The sequence below is a fragment of the Stenotrophomonas panacihumi genome (genome assembly GCF_001431645.1).
GTDB classification, from domain to species: Bacteria; Pseudomonadota; Gammaproteobacteria; order Xanthomonadales; family Xanthomonadaceae; genus Stenotrophomonas_A; species Stenotrophomonas_A panacihumi.
Genome location: NZ_LLXU01000132.1, coordinates 1 through 21,761, shown reverse-complemented (window position 1 = coordinate 21,761; position 21,761 = coordinate 1). Strand labels below are relative to the sequence as shown.

Annotated in this window: 33 protein-coding genes; 30 read left to right on the top strand and 3 right to left on the bottom strand. The window is 65.5% G+C overall.

Annotated features, from left to right (window positions below; genetic code table 11):
* The first annotated feature begins 434 nt into the window (after window positions 1-434).
* From rpsJ to ARC20_RS17010, 30 genes are all read left to right on the top strand, one after another.
* On the top strand, window positions 435-746 hold the full coding sequence (gene rpsJ / locus ARC20_RS17155) for a 30S ribosomal protein S10 (protein WP_005408208.1): 312 nt from the start codon (window positions 435-437) through the stop codon (window positions 744-746).
* Between the two features lie 11 nt (window positions 747-757).
* Entirely contained in the window at window positions 758-1,408 is a 651-nt protein-coding gene (gene rplC, locus ARC20_RS17150) for a 50S ribosomal protein L3 (protein ID WP_057649298.1), read from the top strand.
* Window positions 1,409-1,420: 12 nt separating this feature from the next.
* Entirely contained in the window at window positions 1,421-2,026 is a 606-nt protein-coding gene (gene rplD, locus ARC20_RS17145) for a 50S ribosomal protein L4 (protein ID WP_057649297.1), read from the top strand.
* On the top strand, window positions 2,023-2,322 hold the full coding sequence (gene rplW, locus ARC20_RS17140) for a 50S ribosomal protein L23 (protein ID WP_057649296.1): 300 nt from the start codon (window positions 2,023-2,025) through the stop codon (window positions 2,320-2,322). Before rplD ends, rplW begins: the two co-directional genes overlap by 4 nt.
* 11 nt (window positions 2,323-2,333) lie before the next feature.
* Window positions 2,334-3,161, top strand: coding sequence for a 50S ribosomal protein L2 (rplB, locus tag ARC20_RS17135; RefSeq protein ID WP_057649295.1), 828 nt, complete (start codon window positions 2,334-2,336; stop codon window positions 3,159-3,161).
* Window positions 3,162-3,167: 6 nt separating this feature from the next.
* Window positions 3,168-3,437: a 30S ribosomal protein S19 gene (gene rpsS / locus ARC20_RS17130; RefSeq protein WP_057649294.1), complete on the top strand. Its 270-nt coding sequence runs from the start codon at window positions 3,168-3,170 to the stop codon at window positions 3,435-3,437.
* Between the two features lie 12 nt (window positions 3,438-3,449).
* Window positions 3,450-3,785, top strand: coding sequence for a 50S ribosomal protein L22 (gene rplV, locus ARC20_RS17125; RefSeq protein WP_027080648.1), 336 nt, complete (start codon window positions 3,450-3,452; stop codon window positions 3,783-3,785).
* 2 nt (window positions 3,786-3,787) lie between these two features.
* Entirely contained in the window at window positions 3,788-4,522 is a 735-nt protein-coding gene (gene rpsC / locus ARC20_RS17120) for a 30S ribosomal protein S3 (protein ID WP_057649293.1), read from the top strand.
* A 5-nt stretch (window positions 4,523-4,527) separates the two neighbouring features.
* Window positions 4,528-4,941, top strand: coding sequence for a 50S ribosomal protein L16 (gene rplP, locus ARC20_RS17115; RefSeq protein WP_057649292.1), 414 nt, complete (start codon window positions 4,528-4,530; stop codon window positions 4,939-4,941).
* Window positions 4,941-5,129 carry a 50S ribosomal protein L29 gene (rpmC, locus tag ARC20_RS17110; RefSeq protein ID WP_057649291.1) on the top strand — a complete coding sequence of 63 codons (189 nt, stop codon included), beginning with the start codon at window positions 4,941-4,943 and terminating at the stop codon, window positions 5,127-5,129. Before rplP ends, rpmC begins: the two co-directional genes overlap by 1 nt.
* Window positions 5,130-5,140: 11 nt before the next feature.
* Entirely contained in the window at window positions 5,141-5,410 is a 270-nt protein-coding gene (gene rpsQ, locus ARC20_RS17105) for a 30S ribosomal protein S17 (RefSeq protein WP_057649290.1), read from the top strand.
* A gap of 14 nt (window positions 5,411-5,424) precedes the next feature.
* A complete protein-coding gene (rplN, locus tag ARC20_RS17100) occupies window positions 5,425-5,793 on the top strand; it encodes a 50S ribosomal protein L14 (RefSeq protein ID WP_003486699.1) in 369 nt (122 codons plus the stop codon).
* 15 nt (window positions 5,794-5,808) lie between these two features.
* Entirely contained in the window at window positions 5,809-6,126 is a 318-nt protein-coding gene (rplX, locus tag ARC20_RS17095) for a 50S ribosomal protein L24 (RefSeq protein ID WP_057649289.1), read from the top strand.
* Between the two features lie 11 nt (window positions 6,127-6,137).
* On the top strand, window positions 6,138-6,680 hold the full coding sequence (rplE, locus tag ARC20_RS17090; protein WP_057649288.1) for a 50S ribosomal protein L5: 543 nt from the start codon (window positions 6,138-6,140) through the stop codon (window positions 6,678-6,680).
* 18 nt (window positions 6,681-6,698) lie between these two features.
* Window positions 6,699-7,004, top strand: coding sequence for a 30S ribosomal protein S14 (rpsN, locus tag ARC20_RS17085; RefSeq protein WP_057649287.1), 306 nt, complete (start codon window positions 6,699-6,701; stop codon window positions 7,002-7,004).
* 206 nt (window positions 7,005-7,210) lie between these two features.
* Window positions 7,211-7,609 carry a 30S ribosomal protein S8 gene (gene rpsH / locus ARC20_RS17080; RefSeq protein ID WP_057649286.1) on the top strand — a complete coding sequence of 133 codons (399 nt, stop codon included), beginning with the start codon at window positions 7,211-7,213 and terminating at the stop codon, window positions 7,607-7,609.
* 15 nt (window positions 7,610-7,624) lie between these two features.
* Window positions 7,625-8,152, top strand: coding sequence for a 50S ribosomal protein L6 (gene rplF / locus ARC20_RS17075; RefSeq protein WP_057649285.1), 528 nt, complete (start codon window positions 7,625-7,627; stop codon window positions 8,150-8,152).
* A 50-nt stretch (window positions 8,153-8,202) separates the two neighbouring features.
* On the top strand, window positions 8,203-8,556 hold the full coding sequence (gene rplR, locus ARC20_RS17070; protein ID WP_057649284.1) for a 50S ribosomal protein L18: 354 nt from the start codon (window positions 8,203-8,205) through the stop codon (window positions 8,554-8,556).
* Between the two features lie 161 nt (window positions 8,557-8,717).
* Entirely contained in the window at window positions 8,718-9,260 is a 543-nt protein-coding gene (gene rpsE, locus ARC20_RS17065; protein WP_057649283.1) for a 30S ribosomal protein S5, read from the top strand.
* Window positions 9,253-9,444: a 50S ribosomal protein L30 gene (gene rpmD / locus ARC20_RS17060; RefSeq protein WP_057649282.1), complete on the top strand. Its 192-nt coding sequence runs from the start codon at window positions 9,253-9,255 to the stop codon at window positions 9,442-9,444. Before rpsE ends, rpmD begins: the two co-directional genes overlap by 8 nt.
* A gap of 6 nt (window positions 9,445-9,450) precedes the next feature.
* Complete coding sequence (gene rplO / locus ARC20_RS17055) at window positions 9,451-9,894, top strand: 50S ribosomal protein L15 (RefSeq protein ID WP_057649281.1); 444 nt, start codon at window positions 9,451-9,453, stop codon at window positions 9,892-9,894.
* Window positions 9,895-9,901: 7 nt separating this feature from the next.
* Window positions 9,902-11,257, top strand: coding sequence for a preprotein translocase subunit SecY (secY, locus tag ARC20_RS17050; protein WP_057649280.1), 1,356 nt, complete (start codon window positions 9,902-9,904; stop codon window positions 11,255-11,257).
* A gap of 342 nt (window positions 11,258-11,599) precedes the next feature.
* The gene (gene rpsM / locus ARC20_RS17045; protein ID WP_057649279.1) at window positions 11,600-11,956 is read left to right on the top strand and encodes a 30S ribosomal protein S13; all 357 of its coding nucleotides are present in this window, start codon (window positions 11,600-11,602) and stop codon (window positions 11,954-11,956) included.
* Between the two features lie 12 nt (window positions 11,957-11,968).
* A complete protein-coding gene (gene rpsK, locus ARC20_RS17040; RefSeq protein WP_057649278.1) occupies window positions 11,969-12,361 on the top strand; it encodes a 30S ribosomal protein S11 in 393 nt (130 codons plus the stop codon).
* 14 nt (window positions 12,362-12,375) lie between these two features.
* Window positions 12,376-13,005 carry a 30S ribosomal protein S4 gene (gene rpsD / locus ARC20_RS17035; protein ID WP_057649277.1) on the top strand — a complete coding sequence of 210 codons (630 nt, stop codon included), beginning with the start codon at window positions 12,376-12,378 and terminating at the stop codon, window positions 13,003-13,005.
* Window positions 13,006-13,060: 55 nt separating this feature from the next.
* The gene (locus tag ARC20_RS17030) at window positions 13,061-14,059 is read left to right on the top strand and encodes a DNA-directed RNA polymerase subunit alpha (RefSeq protein WP_057649276.1); all 999 of its coding nucleotides are present in this window, start codon (window positions 13,061-13,063) and stop codon (window positions 14,057-14,059) included.
* A gap of 187 nt (window positions 14,060-14,246) precedes the next feature.
* Window positions 14,247-14,633 carry a 50S ribosomal protein L17 gene (gene rplQ, locus ARC20_RS17025; RefSeq protein WP_057649275.1) on the top strand — a complete coding sequence of 129 codons (387 nt, stop codon included), beginning with the start codon at window positions 14,247-14,249 and terminating at the stop codon, window positions 14,631-14,633.
* A 132-nt stretch (window positions 14,634-14,765) separates the two neighbouring features.
* Entirely contained in the window at window positions 14,766-15,284 is a 519-nt protein-coding gene (locus ARC20_RS17020; RefSeq protein WP_057649274.1) for a disulfide bond formation protein B, read from the top strand.
* 38 nt (window positions 15,285-15,322) lie between these two features.
* A complete protein-coding gene (locus tag ARC20_RS17015) occupies window positions 15,323-16,714 on the top strand; it encodes a class II 3-deoxy-7-phosphoheptulonate synthase (RefSeq protein WP_057649273.1) in 1,392 nt (463 codons plus the stop codon).
* Window positions 16,715-16,793: 79 nt separating this feature from the next.
* The gene (locus ARC20_RS17010) at window positions 16,794-17,939 is read left to right on the top strand and encodes a mechanosensitive ion channel family protein (RefSeq protein WP_057649272.1); all 1,146 of its coding nucleotides are present in this window, start codon (window positions 16,794-16,796) and stop codon (window positions 17,937-17,939) included.
* A gap of 6 nt (window positions 17,940-17,945) precedes the next feature.
* On the opposite strand, the gene ARC20_RS17005 is transcribed toward ARC20_RS17010, so the two are convergent.
* From ARC20_RS17005 to typA, 3 genes are all read right to left on the bottom strand, one after another.
* Window positions 17,946-19,571, bottom strand: a complete 1,626-nt coding sequence (locus tag ARC20_RS17005) for an amidase (RefSeq protein ID WP_081418258.1) — start codon at window positions 19,569-19,571, stop codon at window positions 17,946-17,948.
* A gap of 87 nt (window positions 19,572-19,658) precedes the next feature.
* The gene (locus tag ARC20_RS17000) at window positions 19,659-20,132 is read right to left on the bottom strand and encodes a DUF2127 domain-containing protein (RefSeq protein ID WP_057649271.1); all 474 of its coding nucleotides are present in this window, start codon (window positions 20,130-20,132) and stop codon (window positions 19,659-19,661) included.
* A gap of 19 nt (window positions 20,133-20,151) precedes the next feature.
* Window positions 20,152-21,761: translational GTPase TypA (typA, locus tag ARC20_RS16995; protein ID WP_057649270.1), on the bottom strand; the 1,610-nt coding region annotated here is incomplete at its 5' end.

Below are 21,761 nucleotides of genomic sequence, written 5' to 3'. Positions count from 1 at the left end.
TGGCTTCGGCTGCCGGATCGCTGGGGGAAAGGGCGGCGAAAGCCGCCCTTTTTCTTTTTCCGGATCCCGGATGAATGTTGGTCGTGGCAGGGTGGTTGCGCTGGCGTCGGATGCCCGCTAGAATGCGCGGCTCGACATTCCTGGGTAGGGTGTCGAGCAAGACAACCGCGAAAAGAGAGGCAGGAAGCCGCTCGTGTTCGCCAGACCGGGAAGGTCGAGTCGCAAGGAGCACCCAACAGCGCCAAGCTGTTGACGGTGCTCATGTTGCACTCTATACTTTTCCGTCTGGGCAGGCCGGGTGACTGGTCTGCCTCAGTTTTTGGCCGTAAGGAACGGCCGCTGCGGGCGGAGTCCCGCGGAAAGCATCAGGATTTAATCGGGGCAGGTATCCCAGAGGCCTTGCCCGTCGCTCTTTTAACGAAGGAACTCCCGTCATGGCGGACCAAAAGATCCGGATTCGGCTGAAGGCGTTCGATCATCGTCTGATCGACCGTTCGGCCAGCGAGATCGTTGAGACGGCCAAGCGGACCGGCGCGCAAGTGCGTGGCCCGATCCCGCTGCCGACCAAGATCGAGCGTTACACCGTCCTCGTCTCGCCGCACGTCGACAAAGACGCGCGTGACCAGTACGAAACCCGCACGCACAAGCGCGTGCTCGATATCGTCGATCCCAACGACAAGACCGTGGACGCGCTGATGAAGCTCGAACTCGCGGCGGGCGTCGACGTGCAGATCAAGTTGACCTGAGGACTACGACCATGACGAAGAAGTATTCGTTGGGCTTCGTGGGCCGCAAGGCTGGCATGAGCCGCGTCTTCATGGAAGACGGCCGCTCGGTGCCGGTCACCCTGATTGAAGCCACCCCGAACCGTATCGCGCAGATCAAGACCGTCGAAACCGACGGCTACAGCGCCGTGCAGGTGACCGTCGGCAGCCGTCGCGCCGCCCTGGTCAACAAGCCTGCCGCTGGCCACTTCGCCAAGGCGAAGGTTGAAGCCGGTCGCGGCCTGTGGGAGTTCCGCGTTGAAGATGCCCAGCTCGGCGATTTCGCCGTCGGTGGCGAAGTCAAGGCCGACATCTTCGAGGTCGGCCAGATCGTCGACGTCCAGGGCGTCACGAAGGGCAAGGGCTTCCAGGGCACCATCAAGCGCCACAACTTCCGTATGGGCGATGCCACCCACGGTAACTCGCTGTCGCATCGCGCGCCGGGTTCGCTGGGTCAGCGCCAGACCCCGGGTCGTGTTTTCCCGGGCAAGAAGATGTCCGGCCACATGGGTGCCGTGCAGCAGAGCACGCAGAACCTGGAAGTGGTCAAGGTTGACGTCGAGCGCGGCCTGATCGCCGTTCGCGGCGCCGTTCCCGGCGCGGCGGGTGGTGACGTGATCGTCCGCCCGGCGAGCAAGGCATAAGGAGAGATGACGATGGAACTCGCCATCACCGGTAGCAGCAACAAGGTTTCGGTCTCCGACGCCGTGTTCGGCCGCGAATTCAGCGAAGACCTGGTCCACCAGGTGGTCGTTGCCTATCGCAACGCCGGCCGCTCGGGCACCAAGGCCCAGAAGACCCGTTCGGAAGTGAACGGCACGACCAAGAAGTCGAAGAAGCAGAAGGGCGGCGGTGCGCGTCATGGCGCGCTGACGGCTCCGATCTTCGTCGGCGGCGGCGTCACCTTCGCGGCCAAGCCGCGCAGCTTCGCCCAGAAGGTCAACCGCAAGATGTACCGCGCGGCCATCGCCGCGATCTTCTCGGAACTGGTTCGCCAGGATCGCCTGAAGGTCGTCGATGCGTTCGACGTCGAAGCGTCCAAGACCAAGGGTCTGGTCGAGAAGCTGAAGGGTCTGGAAGTGGGCAAGCGTCCGCTGATCGTGACCGAAGAAGCTTCCGAGCACCTGTACCTGTCGGCCCGCAACCTGCCGTACGTCGAAGTGCGTGACGTGCAGGGCCTGGATCCGGTCGCTCTGGTCGGCGCCGACACGGTCGTGATCACCGCTGACGCGGTCAAGAAGATCGAGGAGTGGCTGGCATGAGCAGCAACGAAAAAATCTTCAGCGTGCTGCGCGCTCCGCGAGTCTCCGAGAAGACCGCGCGCCTGCAGGAAGTCTCCAACCAGTACGTCTTCGAAGTTTCGAACGATGCCACCAAGGCCGATGTGAAGGCCGCGGTTGAGCAGCTGTTCGACGTCAAGGTCGAGGCGGTCAACGTGGTCAACGTGAAGGGCAAGAGCAAGTCCTTCCGTAACCGCGCGGGCACCCGCGGCAGCTGGCGCAAGGCGTACGTCCGCCTGGTCGATGGTCAGTCCATCGACGTTACGGCCAAGGCCTGAGGTAGATTCCCATGCCATTGATGAAGTTCAAGCCCACCTCCGCCGGCCGTCGTTCCGCCGTGCGCGTGGTCACCCCCGATCTCCACAAGGGTGCCCCGCACGCCGCGCTGCTCGAGCCGCAGAGCAAGTCTGGTGGTCGTAACCACCACGGCCGCATCACCACCCGCCATGTGGGTGGTGGTCACAAGCAGCACTACCGTCTGATCGACTTCAAGCGCAACAAGGAAGGCATCCCGGCGCGCGTGGAGCGGATCGAATACGATCCGAACCGCACCGCCCACATCGCCCTGCTGTGCTACGTCGACGGCGAGCGCCGCTACATCATCGCCCCGAAGGGCCTGAAGGCGGGTGACCAGGTCATCGCCGGCGCCAACGCGCCGATCAAGACCGGCAACACCCTGCCGCTGCGCAACATCCCGGTCGGTACGACCGTGCACGGCATCGAACTGAAGCCGGGCAAGGGTGCGCAGATCGCCCGTGCCGCCGGCGCCGCCGTGCAGCTGGTCGCTCGCGAAGGCATCTACGCCACCCTGCGCCTGCGCTCGGGTGAAATGCGCAAGGTGTCGGCCGAGTGCCGCGCGACCATCGGCGAAGTCGGCAACGACGAGCACAACCTGGAGAAGCTGGGCAAGGCTGGTGCGAAGCGCTGGCGCGGTGTCCGCCCGACCGTTCGCGGTGCGGCCATGAACCCGGTTGACCACCCGCACGGTGGTGGTGAGGCGAAGGCCGGCCAGGGTAACCCGCATCCGGTCACCCCGTGGGGTGTCCCGACCAAGGGTTACAAGACGCGCAAGAACAAGCGCACTCAGCAGTTCATCGTCCGCGATCGTAGGGGCTAATCGACCATGGCACGTTCACTCAAGAAGGGCCCGTTCGTCGATCACCACCTCGTCAAGAAGGTGGAGGCCGCTGCGGGCAGCAAGAAGCCGATCAAGACCTGGTCGCGCCGTTCGATGATCCTGCCGGAAATGGTGGGCATCACCATCGCCGTGCATAACGGCAAGAACCACGTTCCGGTGCTCGTCAACGAGAACATGGTCGGCCACAAGCTCGGCGAATTTGCCGTCACCCGGACCTTCAAGGGTCACGGTGGCGACAAGAAGTCGGGCAAGTAAGGAGAGATGACGATGGAAGCGAAAGCAATCCTGCGCACCGCGCGCATCTCCCCGCAGAAGGCTCGCCTGGTCGCTGACCAGGTGCGTGGCCTGTCCGCCGAGCGTGCGGTCAACCTGCTGAAGTTCTCGGACAAGAAGGCTGCCCACCTGATCAAGAAGGTGGTGGAGTCGGCGATCGCCAATGCCGAGAACAACCAGGGCGCCGATGTCGACGAGCTGAAGGTCAAGACCATCATGGTTGATGAAGGTCCGACCCTGAAGCGCTTCATGGCGCGGGCGAAGGGCCGTGGTACGCGCATTCTCAAGCGCACCAGCCACATCACCGTGGTCGTGGGCGAGGGCAAATAACGATGGGACACAAAGTACATCCGATTGGTATCCGCCTCGGCATCGCCAAGGACTGGAACTCCAAGTGGTACGCCAACAAGGCCGAGTTCGCCAGCTACCTGGCGGCTGACCTCAAGGTTCGCGAGATGCTGCGCAAGAAGCTCGCGCAGGCTGGCATCAGCAAGATCCTGATCGAGCGTCCGGCCAAGACCGCGCGCGTGACGATCCACACCGCCCGTCCGGGCGTGGTGATCGGCAAGCGTGGTGAGGACATCGAGAAGCTGCGCAAGCAGGTCAGCGAGATGATGGGCGTTCCGGCGCACATCAACGTGACCGAAGTGCGCAAGCCGGAGCTGGATGCGCAGCTGGTCGCCGAGTCGATCGCGCAGCAGCTGGAGCGTCGCATCATGTTCCGCCGCGCGATGAAGCGCTCGGTCGGCAACGCGATGCGCCTGGGTGCCCTGGGCATCAAGGTCAACGTGGCTGGCCGCCTCAACGGTGCGGAAATCGCCCGTTCGGAGTGGTACCGCGAAGGCCGCGTGCCGCTGCACACGCTGCGTGCCGACATCGACTATGGCTTCGCTGAAGCCAAGACGACCTACGGCATCATCGGCATCAAGGTCTGGATCTATAAGGGCGAGGTTTTCGACTTCTCCCAGGTTGGCCAGGAAAAGCAGGACGACAGCCCGCGCAACGATCGCAATGATCGCGGCGACCGTGGCGACCGTCCGTCGCGCCCGGCTCGTGAAGCGAGGTAACGGCAATGTTGCAACCCAAGCGAACCAAATACCGCAAGATGCACAAGGGTCGTAACGACGGCCTGGCGTGGAGCGGCAATGCTGTCAGCTTTGGCGAGTACGGCCTGAAGGCCACCGCTCACGGCCAGCTGACCGCCCGTCAGATCGAAGCGGCTCGCCGCTCGATCAGCCGCTACGTCAAGCGCGGCGGCAAGATGTGGATCCGCGTGTTCCCGGACAAGCCGATCACCAAGAAGCCGATCGAAGTCCGAATGGGCTCCGGTAAGGGTAATGTGGAGTACTGGGTCGCGCAGATCCAGCCCGGCCGCATGATCTATGAAATCGAGGGCGTTGCCGAAGACGTGGCTCGCGAGGCGTTCCGCCTGGCCGCCGCCAAGCTTTCGGTCACCACCACTTTCGTGACCCGGACGGTGCGCTGATGGACATCAAACAACTCCGCGAGAAGTCGGCTGACGAACTCAAGGCCCACCTGACCGACCTGCGTAAGGAGCAGTTCTCGCTCCGCATGCAGCAGGTCACCGGCCAGCTGCCGAAGACCCACGAAACCCGCCGGGTGCGCCGCGAGATTGCTCGCGTCAAGCACCTGCTCGGCAGCAGCACCAAGTAAGGGACGCCGCGATGAGCGACAACAACGAAAAGAAGACGCTGCGCACGGTCGAAGGCCGTGTCGTCAGCAACAAGATGGACAAGACGGTGACCGTCCTGGTCGAGCGTCAGGTCAAGCACGCCCTGTACGGCAAGTACATCAAGCGCTCGACCAAGCTGCACGCTCACGACGCCGACAACGCCTGCAATGAAGGCGATGTCGTGCGCGTCACCGAGATTGCGCCGATGTCCAAGACCAAGAACTGGCGGGTGGTGGAAATCGTCACCCGCGCGGCCGAATAAGGGAGATCTGAATCATGATCCAGATGCAGAGCTACCTCGACGTCGCCGACAACTCCGGTGCCAAGGAAGTGATGTGCATCAAGGTGCTCGGCGGCTCCAAGCGCCGTTACGCGCACATTGGCGACATCATCAAGGTCACCGTCAAGGACGCGATTCCGCGCGGCAAGGTCAAGAAGGGCGAAGTGTATGACGCCGTCGTCGTGCGTACCCGCAAGGGCGTGCGTCGTCCGGACGGTTCGCTGATCCGCTTCGATGGCAACGCCGCTGTCCTGCTGAACAACAAGCAGGAGCCGATCGGTACCCGTATCTTCGGGCCGGTGACCCGCGAGCTGCGTTCCGAGAAGTTCATGAAGATCGTCTCGCTCGCTCCCGAAGTGCTGTGAGCTGAGGACATAGACATGGCTAACCGTATCAAGAAGGGCGACCAGGTCGTCATCAACACCGGCAAGGACAAGGGTAAGCAGGGCGAAGTGATTCGCGTCGACGGTGACCGCGTGGTCGTCTCGAACGTGAACGTCGTCAAGCGCCACACCAAGCCGAACCCGCAGGCGGGTGTCGCCGGCGGCGTGGTCGAGCGTGAAGCTTCGATCCATATCTCCAACGTGGCGATCGTCAACCCGGCAACGGGCAAGGGTGAGCGCGTTGGCTTCAAGGTGCTGGAGGATGGACGCAAACTGCGTGTGTTCCGCTCCAGCGGTGAGGCGCTCGACGCCTGAGGAATGAGGTCATGACTTCTCGTCTCGAAACGTATTACAAGGAAGAAGTGGTGCCGGCCCTGATGAAGGAATTCGGCTACACCAATCCGATGGAAGTGCCGAAGCTGGTCAAGGTCACGCTGAACATGGGCGTGGGCGAAGCCGCCACCAACAAGAAGATCCTGGAAAACGCCGTCGCCGACATGGCCAAGATCTCCGGCCAGAAGCCGGTGGTCACCAAGTCGCGCATCTCGGTGGCGTCGTTCAAGATCCGTGACGGCTGGCCGATCGGCTGCAAGACCACGCTGCGTCGCGCCAAGATGTTCGAATTCCTGGACCGCCTGATCAACATCTCGCTGCCGCGAGTGCGTGACTTCCGCGGTATCTCGGGTCGTTCTTTCGACGGTCGCGGCAACTTCAACATGGGTGTGAAGGAACAGATCATCTTCCCGGAAATCGACTTCGACGCTGTCGACGCGATCCGCGGCATGGATATCGCCATCACCACCACGGCCAAGACCGACGCGGAAGCGAAGGCGCTGCTCGCAGCGTTCAAGTTCCCGTTCCGTAACTGATTCGCGAGGAAAACCGAAATGGCAAAGACCTCCATGGTCAACCGCGACATCAAGCGGGAAAAGCTGGCCAAGAAGTTCGCCGACAAGCGCGCTGCCCTGAAGAAGGTCATCTCCAGCCAGGACGCGTCCTACGAGGACAAGATCAAGGCCGTTGAAGCCCTGCAGAAGCTGCCGCGCGATTCGTCGCCGAGCCGCCAGCGCAACCGTTGCGAACTGTCGGGCCGCCCGCGTGGCGTGTACCGCAAGTTCGGCCTGGGCCGTAACAAGCTGCGCGAAGCCACCATGCGTGGCGACGTGCCGGGCCTGCGCAAGGCCAGCTGGTAACAGCTGAAAGTCCACCGGCCGCCCCGCGGCCGGCCCGGACGGGAAGGAAACTTTCCGTCCGGCAGGGGAGTCCGACGCAAGTCGGGCTCTTTTGTCGTATACTCCCGCTTCTGTCTCCTCGCTGGAGGCGGGTCAGGGCCCTGGCCCCTCCAGGAAAACGCAAGATTTTCGCGAAAGCGGATATCGGTGAACTCAAAGGTATTCATATGAGCATGACTGATCCCATCGCCGACCTGCTGGTCCGCATCAAGAATGCGGCCGCGGTTGGCAAGCAGACGGTGAAGCTGCCGTCCTCCAAGATCAAGGTGGCGATTGCCCAGGTCCTGAAGGACGAGGGCTACATCGCCGACCTGCGCGTCCTCCCGGCCGAGAACAACAAGTCCGAGCTGGAAATCGTCCTGAAGTACTTCGAAGGCCGTCCGGTCATCGAGACCCTGAAGCGTGTCTCGCGCTCGGGTCTGCGTCAGTACCGCGGCAAGGACGAACTGCCGAAGGTCCTCGGTGGCCTCGGTGTCGCCATCATTTCCACGTCGAAGGGCATCATGACCGATGCGCAGGCCCGTCAGGCCGGCGTCGGTGGCGAAGTCCTGTGCTTCGTGGCCTAAGGGAAGGAGCAGAACATGTCCCGCGTAGCCAAGAAGCCCGTTGCCCTCCCGAAGGGTGTTGAACTGAACGTCCAGCCGGAATCCGTGAGCGTCAAGGGCCCGAAGGGCACCCTGAGCCTGCCGAAGCCGGCCGGTGTCGAAATCGCCATCGAAGACGGCGTGGCCACCCTGTCGGCCAACGATCCGTCGCAGACCGCCATCACCGGCACCGTGCGCGCCATCCTGGCCAACATGGTCAAGGGCGTCACCGAAGGCTTCGAGCGCAAGCTGGAGCTGGTCGGCGTCGGTTACCGCGCCGCCATGCAGGGCAAGGACCTGAGCCTGTCGCTCGGCTTCTCGCACCCGCTGGTGTTCGTGGCGCCGGAAGGCATCACGCTGTCGACCCCGACCCAGACCGAAATCCTGGTCCAGGGCAACGACAAGCAGCGCGTCGGCGAAGTCGCCGCCAAGATCCGCGGTTTCCGTCCGCCGGAGCCCTACAAGGGCAAGGGTGTGAAGTACGCCGGTGAAGTCATCATTCGCAAGGAAGCCAAGAAGGCGTAATGCGGGGTTGATCCCCGTACAAGCCGATCCGCTTCCCAAGGAACCAGAAAATGAACAAGAACATCGCTCGTCTGCGCCGCGCCAAGTCGACCCGTGCGCACATCCGCGAGCTGGGCGTCGCCCGCCTGTCGGTGCTGCGCACCGGCCAGCACCTGTACGCCCAGGTCTTCACCGCTGATGGCTCCAAGGTCATCGCTGCCGCCAACACCCTGCAGGCCGACGTCAAGGAAGGCCTGAAGAACGGCAAGAACAGCGACGCCGCCGCCAAGGTGGGCAAGCTGATCGCCGAGCGCGCCAAGGCTGCGGGCATCGAAAAGGTCGCGTTCGACCGTTCGGGCTACCGCTACCACGGCCGCATCAAGGCGCTGGCCGAAGCGGCTCGCGAAGGCGGCCTGCAGTTCTAAGCAGTACGCGGGCATGCCTTATGGGCATGTCCGCAGCCCGCTGGCGTGGGGAACGCCGGGCCGTGCCGCTCTTCTGCAGCGACCACGGAAGCATGGTTGTTATCCAACAACGATAAGCGGCCCCGAGCCGTACATATTCGTCCAATCCAAGGAAATCAAAAATGGCAGAAGAACGTCAGCCGCGGGGTCGCGATCGCGACCGTAACCGCGAAGAGAAGATCGACGACGGCATGATCGAAAAGCTGGTCGCGGTCAACCGCGTCAGCAAGACCGTCAAGGGTGGCCGCCAGTTCACCTTCACCGCCCTGACCGTGGTCGGCGACGGCGAAGGCAAGGTCGGTTTCGGTTATGGCAAGGCGCGCGAAGTGCCGGTCGCCATCCAGAAGTCGATGGAATACGCCCGCAAGAACATGGCCACCGTCGACCTGAACAACGGCACCCTGTGGCACCCGCTGAAGTCGGGCCACGGCGCTGCTCGCGTGTTCATGCAGCCGGCCTCGGAAGGTACGGGTGTCATCGCCGGCGGTGCCATGCGCGCCGTGCTGGAAGCGGTGGGCGTGAAGAACGTGCTGGCCAAGGCCACCGGTTCGCGCAACCCGATCAACCTGGTGCGTGCCACCGTACGCGGCCTCACCGAAATGCAGTCGCCGGCCCGTATCGCGGCCAAGCGCGGCAAGAAGGTGGAGGAACTCACCCATGGCTAATGAGTCCAACAAGACTGTCAAGGTGCGCCTGGTGCGTGGCCTGCGTGGCACCCAGTCGCGTCACCGCCTGTCGGTGCGTGCGCTGGGCCTGAACAAGCTCAACGATGTGCGTGAACTGAAGGACAGCCCGCAGGTTCGCGGCCTGATCAACAAGGTTCACTACCTCGTCCAGGTTGAGGAGTAATCGACCATGACCATGCGTCTCAATGATCTGAGCCCGGCACCGGGCGCCCGCACCGAGCGCACCCGCGTCGGTCGCGGTATCGGTTCGGGCCTGGGCAAGACCGCCGGCCGCGGCCACAAGGGTTCGTTCGCCCGCAAGGGTGGCGGCAAGATCAAGGCTGGCTTCGAAGGCGGCCAGACCCCGATGCAGCGCCGTCTGCCGAAGATCGGCTTCCGCTCGAAGATGGCCAAGGACACCGCGGAAGTGCTGTCCTACCAGCTGGACAAGCTGGAAGCCGGTGAGATCGACTTTGCCGCGCTGCGTGCGGCCAAGCTGGTCCCGTCGACTGCCAAGAAGGCCAAGATCGTCATGAAGGGCGAGCTGACCAAGAAGTTCGTGCTGAAGGGCGTGGCGGCCACCGCGGGCGCCAAGGCCGCGATCGAAGCTGCCGGCGGCAGCGTACAGGAGTAACTCGCAGATGGCGCAGGCTGGCATCGGAAACCTCGGCGGCGGGCTCGGCAAGTTCACTGAACTTCGCCAGCGTCTGCTGTTCGTACTCGGCGCATTGATCGTGTACCGCATCGGCTGCTACGTGCCGGTGCCGGGGGTCAATCCCGATGCCATGCTTTCGTTGATGCAGGCGCAGGGTGGCGGCATCGTGGACATGTTCAACATGTTCTCGGGCGGCGCCCTGCACCGTTTCAGCATCTTCGCGCTGAACGTGATGCCGTACATTTCGGCATCGATCGTGATCCAGCTGGCGACCCACATCTTCCCCGCGCTGAAGGCGATGCAGAAGGAAGGTGAATCGGGCCGTCGCAAGATCACCCAGTATTCGCGCATCGGCGCCGTGCTGCTGGCGGTGGTGCAGGGCGGCAGCATCGCCCTGGCGCTGCAGAACCAGACTGCGCCGGGTGGCGCGCCGGTCGTCTACGCGCCGGGCATGGGCTTCGTGCTCACTGCCGTGATCGCGCTGACCGCCGGTACTATCTTCCTGATGTGGGTGGGCGAGCAGGTCACCGAGCGCGGCATCGGCAACGGCGTCTCGCTGATCATCTTCGCGGGCATCGTCGCCGGCCTGCCGGCCGCGGCCATCCAGACCGTCGAAGCCTTCCGCAACGACACCCTGAGCTTCATCTCGCTGCTGCTCATCGTCATCACCATCCTGGCATTCACCTGGTTCGTGGTGTTCGTCGAGCGCGGCCAGCGACGGATCACGGTCAACTACGCGCGCCGCCAGGGCGGTCGCAACGCGTACATGAACCAGACCTCGTTCCTGCCGCTGAAGCTCAACATGGCGGGCGTGATTCCGCCGATCTTCGCCTCGTCGATCCTGGCCTTCCCGGCCACCCTGTCGATGTGGTCCGGCCAGGCGACCTCGGCCACCTGGCTGCAGAAGATCGCCAACGCGCTGGGCCCGGGCGAGCCGGTGCACATGCTGGTGTTCGCGGGCCTGATCATCGGCTTCGCGTTCTTCTACACCGCGCTGGTGTTCAATTCGCAGGAAACCGCCGACAACCTGAAGAAGTCGGGCGCGCTGATCCCGGGTATCCGTCCGGGCAAAGCCACCGCCGACTACATTGACGGCGTGCTGACCCGCCTGACCGGCGCTGGTGCCGTGTACCTGGTGATCGTCTGCCTGCTGCCGGAAATCATGCGCGCCCAGTTCGGCACCTCATTCCACTTCGGCGGCACCTCGCTGCTGATCGCCGTGGTGGTGGTGATGGACTTCATCGCGCAGATCCAGGCTCACCTGATGTCGCATCAGTATGAGAGCCTGCTGAAGAAGGCCAACCTGAAGGGTGGCTCGCGCGGCGGTTTCGCCCGCGGTTAACTGCTATACTTTGTTCTTCCTTGCGTGAAGGCGCGGCCGGTTCCCGGCCCAGGCCTTCCGATCTGAAGGGCGGTCCCCGCGGCGTCTCGCGCGGGGGTGTGACGAGGTGGTTCCGTGCGGGAGTAGCACGGGCGGTTCAGGAAGCGGTATCGCCTGGGCCAGCGTCGTCCGGCGCCGGAGCATGGGCACACTCCCCATGCCGGGTTCGTGGATCGCAGTTTGGTTCCACGGGCTTCCAAAGTAACCCGAGACCTTGCTAGAATTATCAGTTCACTCTGATCCATCCTGCCGGATGGCGCCGTGGGGCGCCGTCGGGCCATCACTCAGTTGGAGAATCGCGTCATGGCGCGTATTGCAGGCGTCAACCTGCCAGCCCAGAAGCATGTCTGGGTCGGGTTGCAAAGCATCTACGGCATCGGCCGTACCCGTTCGAAGAAGGTCTGCGACTCCGCAGGCGTGACCTCGACCACCAAGATCCGCGACCTGTCGGAGCCGGAAATCGAGCGCCTGCGCGCTGAAGTCGGCAAGTACATCGTGGAAGGCGATCTGCGCCGTGAGATCGGCATCGCGATCAAGCGCCTGATGGACCTGGGCTGCTACCGCGGCCTGCGTCACCGTCGTGGCCTGCCGCTGCGTGGCCAGCGCACCCGTACCAACGCCCGCACCCGCAAGGGTCCGCGCAAGGCGATCAGGAAGTAAGGGACCTAGAACATGGCTAAGCCCTCCGCTGTCAAGACCAAGAAGAAGATCAAGCGCGTCGTCACCGACGGCGTCGCCCACGTCCACGCTTCTTTCAACAACACCATCGTCACCATCACCGACCGCCAGGGCAACGCCCTGTCGTGGGCGACCTCCGGTGGCGCCGGTTTCCGTGGCTCGCGCAAGTCGACTCCGTTCGCTGCCCAGGTCGCCGCCGAAAAGGCCGGCCGTGCCGCGCTGGATTACGGCGTGAAGTCGCTGGAAGTCCGCATCAAGGGCCCGGGTCCGGGCCGCGAGTCCGCCGTTCGTTCGCTGAACAACGTCGGCTACAAGATCACCAACATCATCGACGTGACGCCTATCCCGCATAACGGGTGCCGTCCGCCGAAGAAGCGCCGCGTCTGAGGAGCTGAAGAGAAATGGCTCGTTATATTGGTCCCACCTGTAAGCTCGCCCGTCGCGAAGGCGCCGATCTCGGCCTGAAGAGCGCCGCCCGCGCCCTGGACTCCAAGTGCAAGCTGGAGCAAAAGCCCGGCCAGCACGGCGCCACTGCCCGTAAGGGCAAGCTGTCCGACTACGCCACCCAGCTGCGTGAAAAGCAGAAGGTCAAGCGTATCTACGGCCTGCTGGAGCGTCAGTTCCGCAACTACTACAAGAAGGCCTCGACCAAGAAGGGCAACACCGGCGAGAACCTGCTGCAGCTGCTGGAAACCCGTCTGGACAACGTCGTCTACCGCATGGGCTTTGCCGTCACCCGTCCGGCCGCCCGCCAGCTGGTCTCGCACCGTGGCGTGATGGTCAACGGCAAGTCGGTCAACCTGGCCTCGTACCAGGTCAAGGCCGGCGACGCGATTGCCCTGTCGGAAAAGGCCCAGAAGCAGCTCCGCGTCCAGGAAGCCCTGACCGTCGCCGAGCAGCACGACCAGAACCCGTCGTGGGTTGAAGTCGATTCGAAGAAGTTCAGCGGCGTCTTCAAGGCCGTGCCGGATCGCGCCGACCTGCCGGCGGACATCAACGAAGCGCTGATCGTCGAGCTGTATTCGAAGTAATTCACATCGGAGAACCTCCGGGTCGCACCGGAGGTTCGTCAGGAGACCCCGCAACATGACGGTTACCGCCAACCAGGTTCTGCGCCCCCGTGGTCCGCAGATCGAACGCCTTACCGATAACCGCGCCAAGGTCGTGATCGAGCCCTTGGAGCGTGGTTACGGGCATACGCTGGGCAATGCCCTGCGTCGCGTGCTGCTGTCGTCGATCCCCGGCTTCGCGATCACCGAGGTCGAAATCGATGGCGTGCTGCACGAGTACACCACCGTCGAGGGCCTGCAGGAAGACGTGCTGGAAGTCCTGCTGAACCTCAAGGACGTGGCGATCCGCATGCACAGTGGTGACAGCGCGACCCTGTCGCTGTCCAAGCAGGGCCCGGGCGTCGTCACCGCCGCCGATATCAAGACCGACCACAACGTCGAGATCCTCAATGGCGATCACGTGATCTGCCATCTGACCAAGGATACGGCGCTGAACATGCGTCTGAAGATCGAGCGTGGTTTCGGCTACCAGCCGGCCGCTGCGCGTCGTCGTCCGGACGAAGAGACCCGCACCATCGGTCGCCTGGTCCTGGACGCCTCGTTCTCGCCGGTTCGCCGCGTGGCCTACGCCGTGGAAGCGGCGCGTGTCGAGCAGCGCACCGACCTGGACAAGCTGGTCATCGATATCGAGACCAACGGCACCATCGACGCCGAGGAAGCCGTGCGCACCGCCGCCGACATCCTGAGCGACCAGCTGTCGGTCTTCGGTGACTTCACCCACCGTGACCGTGGCGCGCCCAAGCCGGCCACCGGCGGCGTGGATCCGGTGCTGCTGCGCCCGATCGACGACCTCGAGCTGACCGTGCGTTCGGCCAACTGCCTGAAGGCCGAGAGCATCTACTACATCGGCGATCTGATCCAGAAGACCGAAGTGGAGCTGCTCAAGACCCCGAACCTGGGCAAGAAGTCGCTCACCGAGATCAAGGAAGTGCTGGCCCAGCGTGGCCTGTCGCTCGGCATGAAGCTGGAGAACTGGCCGCCGGCCGGTGTCGCCCAGCACGGCATGCTTGGCTGATCTACTGGAACCCGCGTGGGCTTGCCCGCGCGGGTTCCGGCTTTGCAGTAAACCCGACGGATCCAAAGATCCGCGGCATTGACCGGGCAGGGACCCCCGGCTAAGGACCATCCGCAGTCCATGTAACAACGCCAGGAAGGCGACAAAGCAGTCCAGTCGTTCCAACATTAACCAAGGAATCAAGACCATGCGTCACCAGAAGTCGGGCCGCAAGTTCAACCGCACCAGCGCCCACCGCGAAGCGATGTTCAAGAACATGGCCGCCTCGCTGTTCAAGCACGAGCTGATCAAGACCACCCTGCCGAAGGCCAAGGAACTGCGCCGCGTCGCCGAGCCGCTGATCACCCTGGCCAAGGTCGACTCGGTCGCCAACCGCCGTCTGGCCTTCGCGCGCCTGCGCGACGCCGAGGCCGTGGGCAACCTGTTCACCATCCTGGGCCCGCGCTACGCGACCCGTCCGGGCGGCTACCTGCGCCTGCTGAAGTGCGGCTTCCGCGCTGGCGACAACGCGCCGATGGCCTACGTCGAGCTGGTCGACCGTCCGGCCGCCGTCGCCGAGGAAGTGGCCGAGTAATTCGCGCCCCCCTCGTCGTATCGAAGGAGCCCGGCCTCGTGCCGGGCTTTTTCTTTGGCTGGCCGCCGCGGGCGTGGCCGTGCGGGCGACGATGGTCGATAATCGGGCCCGATCGTTCCGAGAGCCGCATCGATGAATCCATTGCGTTGGAGCTTCCGCGCCCAGTTCCTGCTGGGGTTTTTGATCTGTGTCGCCCTGCTGGGCTACGCGATCTACCTGCAGCTGCATGACGGCTTGGAGCCGTGCCCGTTGTGTATTTTCCAGCGTATCGCCTTCGCTGCCCTGGGCGTGATGTTCCTGCTCGGCGCGCTGCACGCGCCGCGCGGGAAGGGCGCGCGCAAGGTGTACGGGTTCCTGGCGTTCGTAGCGGCGGCCGCCGGCATCGGCGTGGCCGGCCGCCATGTCTGGGTACAGGTGATGCCGCGAGATGCGATGTCTTCGTGCGGCCCGCCCCTGAGCTTCCTCAGTGAGACAATGGGGCCGTTCGAAGTCCTGCGCACGGTACTGACCGGCACCGGGGACTGCGGCAATGTCGACTGGCGCTTCCTGGGCCTGAGCATGCCGATGTGGAGCCTGGTGTGGTTCATGCTGCTGGCGGCCTGGGCGTTGTACGCCGGCTTCCGCGCGCGCGGGCCGCGCAAACTGTTCTGATCTGACGGCGTGCGCGCCGCTTTCCCGGAGTCACGACCATGCACCAGCCCCATACCCCGCAGCCGGTGAACCTGCCCGCGCAATGGTCGCCGCGCAGCTGGCGCGAGCGCCCGGCGCTGCAGATGCCGACCTACCCGGATGCCGGCGCGCTGGAATCCGCGTTGCGGGAGCTGGGCCAGCTGCCGCCGCTGGTCACGTCCTGGGAAATCTTCGCGCTCAAGCGCCAGCTGGCCGAGGCGCAGGAAGGCAAGCGCTTCCTGCTGCAGGGCGGCGACTGCGCGGAAAACTTCGCCGAGTGCGATTCCAACACCATTTCCAACCGGCTCAAGGTGCTGCTGCAGATGAGCCTGGTGCTCGTCCACGGCCTGCGCCTGCCGGTGATCCGCGTGGGCCGCTTCGCCGGCCAGTACGCCAAGCCGCGTTCGGCCGATACCGAAACCCGTGACGGCGTGACGCTGCCCAGCTACCGCGGCGACGTGGTCAACGGCCCGGCGTTCACCGAAGCGGCGCGCGTGCCGGATCCGCAGCGCATGATCACCGCGCACTCGCGTTCGGCGATGACGATGAACTTCGTGCGTGCGCTCATCGATGGCGGCTTCGCCGACCTGCATCACCCCGAATACTGGAACCTGCAGTGGGTGGGCTATTCGCCGCTGGCCGAGGATTACCAGAAGATGGTGGCCTCCATCGGCGATGCCGTGCGCTTCATGGAGACGTTGTCCGGCTCGGAAGTGCACAACCTCAACCGCATCGACTTCTACACCTCGCACGAAGCGCTGCTGCTGCCGTACGAGGAGGCGCTGACGCGCCAGGTGCCGCGCCAGTGGGGCTGGTTCAACCTCAGCACGCATTACCCGTGGATCGGCATGCGCACCGCCGCGCTGGACGGCGCCCATGTCGAATACCTGCGTGGCGTGCGCAACCCGATCGCGATCAAGGTCGGCCCGTCCGTGCAGCCGGACCAGCTGCTGCGCCTGATCGACGTACTGAACCCGGACGACGAACCCGGCCGCCTCACCTTCATCCACCGCATGGGTGCCGCGCAGATCGCCGAGAAGCTGCCGCCGCTGCTGGACGCGGTGAAGCGCGACGGCCGCCGCGTGCTGTGGGTGTGCGATGCGATGCACGGCAACACCGAGAGCACCGGCAACGGCTACAAGACGCGCCGCTTCGACAACGTCCGCCAGGAAGTCGAATGGTCCTTCGACCTGCACGCCGCGGCCGGCACCCGCCTGGGCGGCGTGCACCTGGAGCTCACCGGCGAGGACGTCACCGAGTGCACCGGCGGCGCGCGCGAGCTGACCGAGCGCGACCTCGAACGCGCTTACCGCTCCACGGTCGATCCGCGACTGAACTACGAGCAGTCGCTGGAGATCGCGATGGCGATCGTGCGCAAGCAGCAGCAAGCCGCCGCGCCGCTGCGCGGCTGATCCGTCGCGCGGCGATGACGCCGCGCTCATGGCCGGATGGGCATCCTGCGTGGCGTATTGCGCTACGTGGAGGTGCCCTTTGTCGATCGACTGGAACCTGGCGCGCGACTACGCACTGCCGCTCGGCGTCGGTGCGTTGGCCGGCCTGGTCGCCTGGGCCTTGATGACCTGGCTGTTCCGGCGTGCGCGGGGCCGCGACCAGCGTCGCGCGCGCGTGGCCCGTGTCGTCACCCTGCCGCTGGCGTTCGCGCTGCCGCTGCTGTTCCTGCGCATCGCCAGCGAAGCGACGCCGCTCACCGGGCGTCCGCTCGAAGTGCTGCAGCAGTTCCTGCATGTCGGCCTGGTGGCCTGCATCACCTGGCTGCTGGTGCGGGCGGTGGCCGCGGGCGAGAAGGCGATCCTGCGCCATAACCCGATCGATATCGCCGACAACCTCGCTGCCCGGCGCGTGCAGACGCAGACGCGCGTGCTCAGCCGCGTGCTGATGGGCGCGATCATCCTGCTCGGCATCTCGGTGGTGTTGCTGACGTTTCCGCAGGTGCGGCAGATCGGCAAGACGCTGCTGGCCTCGGCGGGCATCGTGGGCCTGGTCGCGGGTATCGCGGCCAAGCCGGTGTTCGGCAACCTCATCGCCGGCCTGCAGATCGCGCTCACCCAGCCGATCCGGCTGGACGACGTGGTCATCGTGGAGGGCGAGTGGGGCCGCATCGAGGAGATCGGCAGTTCCTACGTGGTGGTGCGCATCTGGGACGAGCGGCGCATGGTGGTGCCGCTGGCGTGGTTCATCGAGAACCCGTTCCAGAACTGGACGCGTCGCAGCGCCGACCTGCTCGGCACCGCGTTCCTGTGGCTGGATTACCGCACCCCGCTGGCCGAAGTGCGCGCGGAGCTGGAGCGCATCTGCAAGGAGGCGCCGCTGTGGGATGGGCGCGTGTGCGTCACCCAGGTGACCGATACCAGCGAGCAGTCGATCCAGGTGCGCCTGCTGGTCAGCGCGCGCAATTCCGGCGACGCCTTCGACCTGCGCTGCCTGGTGCGCGAGCGCATGATCGATTTCCTCACCCGCAAGCATCCCTACGCGTTGCCACGGCTGCGCGCGGAGATCACCGAGGGTGCCGACGTCTTGCCGCGCCAGCCGCGCGTGCAGGCCGACGACGTACGTTCCCCGGGGGCAGAGGATGGGGTGCCGGCGATCGTGCCCGGCGAGCCGCCGGCGGCCGTGTAGCGCGGCTCAGCGCTTGGGTGGCGTGTCGGCGGCGGCTGACGGCAGGAAGCGCGGCGGCTTGCGTGCGCCGGTGAGCTGCTCGTAGGCGTAACCGAGTTCCAGCAGGCGCGGTTCGCTCCACGCGGTGCCCATGAACAGCAGGCCGACCGGCAGGCCGTTGATGTTGCCCATCGGCACGTTGAGGCTGGGGTAGCCGGCCACGGCGGCGGGACCGTAGTTGCCGCCCGGGAAATCGTCGCCGTGCACGGGGTCGGTGACCCAGGCCACGCCGGTGGTCGGGGCGATCAACGCATCGAGCTGCTGCGCCTGCAGCGCGGCGTCGATGCCGAGCGGGCCGGCCAGCCGCCGCGCGCGGGTGCGGGCGGCGATGTACTCCGGCGCGTTGAGGCCGCCCTTGGCGGCGGCTTGCTCGAACAGCTCCTGGCCGAAGTGCGGCATCTCGCGCGCGGCGTTCTCGCGGTTGAAGGCGATCAGGGCATCGAGATCGCGCAGCGGCGCCTCGTGCGTGGCGAGGTAGCGGGCCAGGCCGGCCTTGAATTCGTACAGCAGCAGGGTCTGCTCGTCGGCATCCCACTGGCCGTCCGTGGGGATCTGCGCGTCGACCACGGTGGCGCCGGCCTGGCGCAGTGCCTGCACGGCGGCATCGAGCGCGGCGGCCATCGCCGGGTTCTCGGTAAGCCGGCTGCGCAGCACGCCCAGGCGGGCACCCTGGAGCGCGCCGGGCTTCAGGCGGGTGGCGTAGTCGTACACCGCCAGCCCGGGGCGGGCGGCCGTGGCGGCATCGGCGGGGTCGCGCCCGGCGATGGCGCCGAGCAGCACGGCCGCGTCGGCCACGCTGCGGGTCATCGGGCCGGCGGTGTCCTGGCTGAAGGAGATCGGCACGATGCCGTCGCGGCTCACCAGCCCTACGGTCGGCTTCAGCCCGACCAGGCCGTTGACCGCCGACGGGCAGACGATGCTGCCGTCGGTCTCGGTGCCGATGCCCACCGCGGCCAGGTTGGCCGAGATCGCCGCGCCGGTGCCGGCGCTGGAGCCGCACGGGTTGCGGTCGAGCGCATACGGATTGCGGGTCTGGCCGCCCTGCGCGCTCCAGCCCGAGGTGGACTGCGAGGAGCGGAAGTTTGCCCACTCGCTGAGGTTGGTCTTGCCCAGGATCACCGCGCCGGCCTCGCGCAGGCGCTGCACGAGGAAGGCGTCGCGCTTGGGATGCAGGCTGGCCAGCGCCAGCGAGCCGGCGGTGGTGGCCATCGGCATGGCGTCGATGTTGTCCTTGAGCAGCACCGGGATGCCGTGCAGCGGCCCGCGCACGTGACCGGCGCGTCGCTCGGCGTCGAGCGCGGCGGCTTCCTTCGGGGCATCGGGGTTCAGGGCGAGCACCGAGTTCAGGCGCGGGCCTTCGCGGTCGATCGCCGCGATGCGCTGCAGGTAGGCGCGCGTGAGCGTGGTGCTGTCGAGCTCGCCGCGGGTCATGCGCGCCTGCAGGTCGGCGATGTCGAGCTCGGCGTAGGGGAATTCGTCCGCAGTGGCGGCAGCGGCGGGCTTCTGGCTATGGGTCTTCGCCGGCGGCGCAGGCTGTTGGCAGCCTGCGACCAGCAGGCAGGTGACGATCAGGGGCAGGGCAGCCAGGCGCATGACGGTTTTCCGGGAAGCTCACCGCAGGCTAGCGAGGCACCGCGTGCTTGGCAACGCGACGTTCGGCCCTGGGACGTTCCGGCCGAATCAGCGGCGGGGCTTGCGCCGGACAAGGTCGCGTGCGAGCACCGCGATGACCAGCAGGTTCACCGCCAGCACGCTCCACGACGCCCAGCCCGGATGGCGGACGATGGCGTAGATGTCGAACGGCAGGTAGAGCGCGGCCGAGAGGCAGCCCAGCCACGAGGCCCAGGCTTTCGCGCGCCACAGGCCCCAGGCCTCGACGACGTGCAGCAGGCCATACGCGAAGATGCCCGCCGCGGCCATGTGGACCGCGTCGGGGCTGATCATCTTCAACAGCGAGGGCAGGGCCCCATGATCCGGGTCGAGGTTGAAACGCCGGATCAGGTGGCTGATCGCGCCCTGCAAGGGCAGCGGCCCGAGGATTTCCAGGCCGGTGGCCGCCAGGACCGCCAGCAGCCCCTTGCTCGCCTCGAACAGCGCGATCAGGTGCAGCCCCGGATGCGCATGCGGATCCGGGTTGTAGGGCTTGGCGGTCACGGGGCCGGAGCGAACGACCTTAGGCGGCGCGACCGGCGCGCTTGCGCTCGTTCTCGGTGAGGTGCTTCTTGCGCAGGCGGATTTCCTTCGGCGTGATCTCGACCAGCTCGTCGTCGTCGATGAAGTCCAGGGCCTGTTCCAGCGAGAACTTGATCGCCGGGGTCAGCTGGATCGCGTCATCCTTGCCCGAAGCGCGCATGTTGGTCAGCGGCTTGGTCTTGATGGCATTGACGGTGAGGTCGTTGTCCTTGGAGTGGATGCCGACCAGCTGGCCTTCGTACACGTTGTCGCCTTCGGCGGCGAACAGCTTGCCGCGCTCCTGCAGCGGGCCCAGCGAGTACGCCGGGGTGGCGCCCGGGGCGTTGGCGATCATCACGCCGTTCAGGCGCTTGGCGATGGCGCCCTGTTCCTTCGGGCCGTAATGGTCGAAGACGTGGAACAGCAGGCCCGAGCCCTGGGTCAGGGTTTTGAACTCGTTCTGGAAGCCGATCAGGCCACGCGCCGGGATTTCATAGTCCAGGCGCACGCGGCCCTTGCCGTCCGGCTCCATGTTCTTCAGCTGGCCCTTGCGGGTGCCCAGCTTTTCCATGACGCCGCCCTGGTGGACTTCTTCCACGTCGATCACCAACTGCTCGATCGGCTCCATCATCTGGCCGTCGATTTCCTTGATGATCACTTCCGGACGCGAGACGGCCAGTTCATAGCCTTCGCGGCGCATGTTCTCGATCAGCACCGACAGGTGCAGTTCGCCACGGCCGGAGACCAGGAACTTGTCGGCGTCTTCCAGCTGCTCGACCTTCAGCGCGACGTTGTGCACGGTCTCGCGCTCCAGGCGGTCCTTCAGCTGGCGGCTGGTGAGGAACTTGCCGCCCGAGAGGTCCTTGTTGCCGGCGAACGGCGAGTTGTTGACCTGGAAGGTCATGGAGATGGTCGGCTCGTCGACGGTCAGGGCCGGCAGCGCCTCGGGGGCGTCCAGGGCGGTGACGGTGTCGGAGATGGTCAGCTCCTGGATGCCGGAGATGGCGACGATGTCACCGGCTTCGGCGCTGTCCTGCTCGATGCGCTCCAGGCCAAGGAAGCCGAGCACCTGCAGGACCTTGCCCTGGCGCTTCTTGCCTTCGCGGTCGATGACGGCGACCGGCATGTTCTTCTTCAGGGTGCCGCGCTGGATGCGGCCGATGCCGATGACGCCGACGAAGTTGTTGTAGTCCAGCTGGCTGATGCGCATCTGGAACGGGCCTTCCGGGTCGACTTCCGGCTTGGGCGCGTGCTGCATGATGGCTTCGTACAGCGCGGTCATGTCGCCGTCGCGCACGTTCTCGTCCAGCGAGGCGTAGCCGTTCAGCGCCGAGGCGTAGACGATCGGGAAGTCCATCTGCTCCGGGGTGGCGCCGAGGCGGTCGAACAGATCCCACACCTGCTCCACCACCCATTCCGGACGGGCGCCCGGGCGGTCGATCTTGTTGATGACCACGATGGGCTTGAAGCCCATGGCGAAGGCCTTCTGGGTGACGAAGCGGGTCTGCGGCATCGGGCCGTCCATGGCGTCGACCAGGATCAGCACGGTGTCCACCATCGACAGCACGCGCTCGACTTCACCGCCGAAGTCGGCGTGGCCGGGGGTGTCGA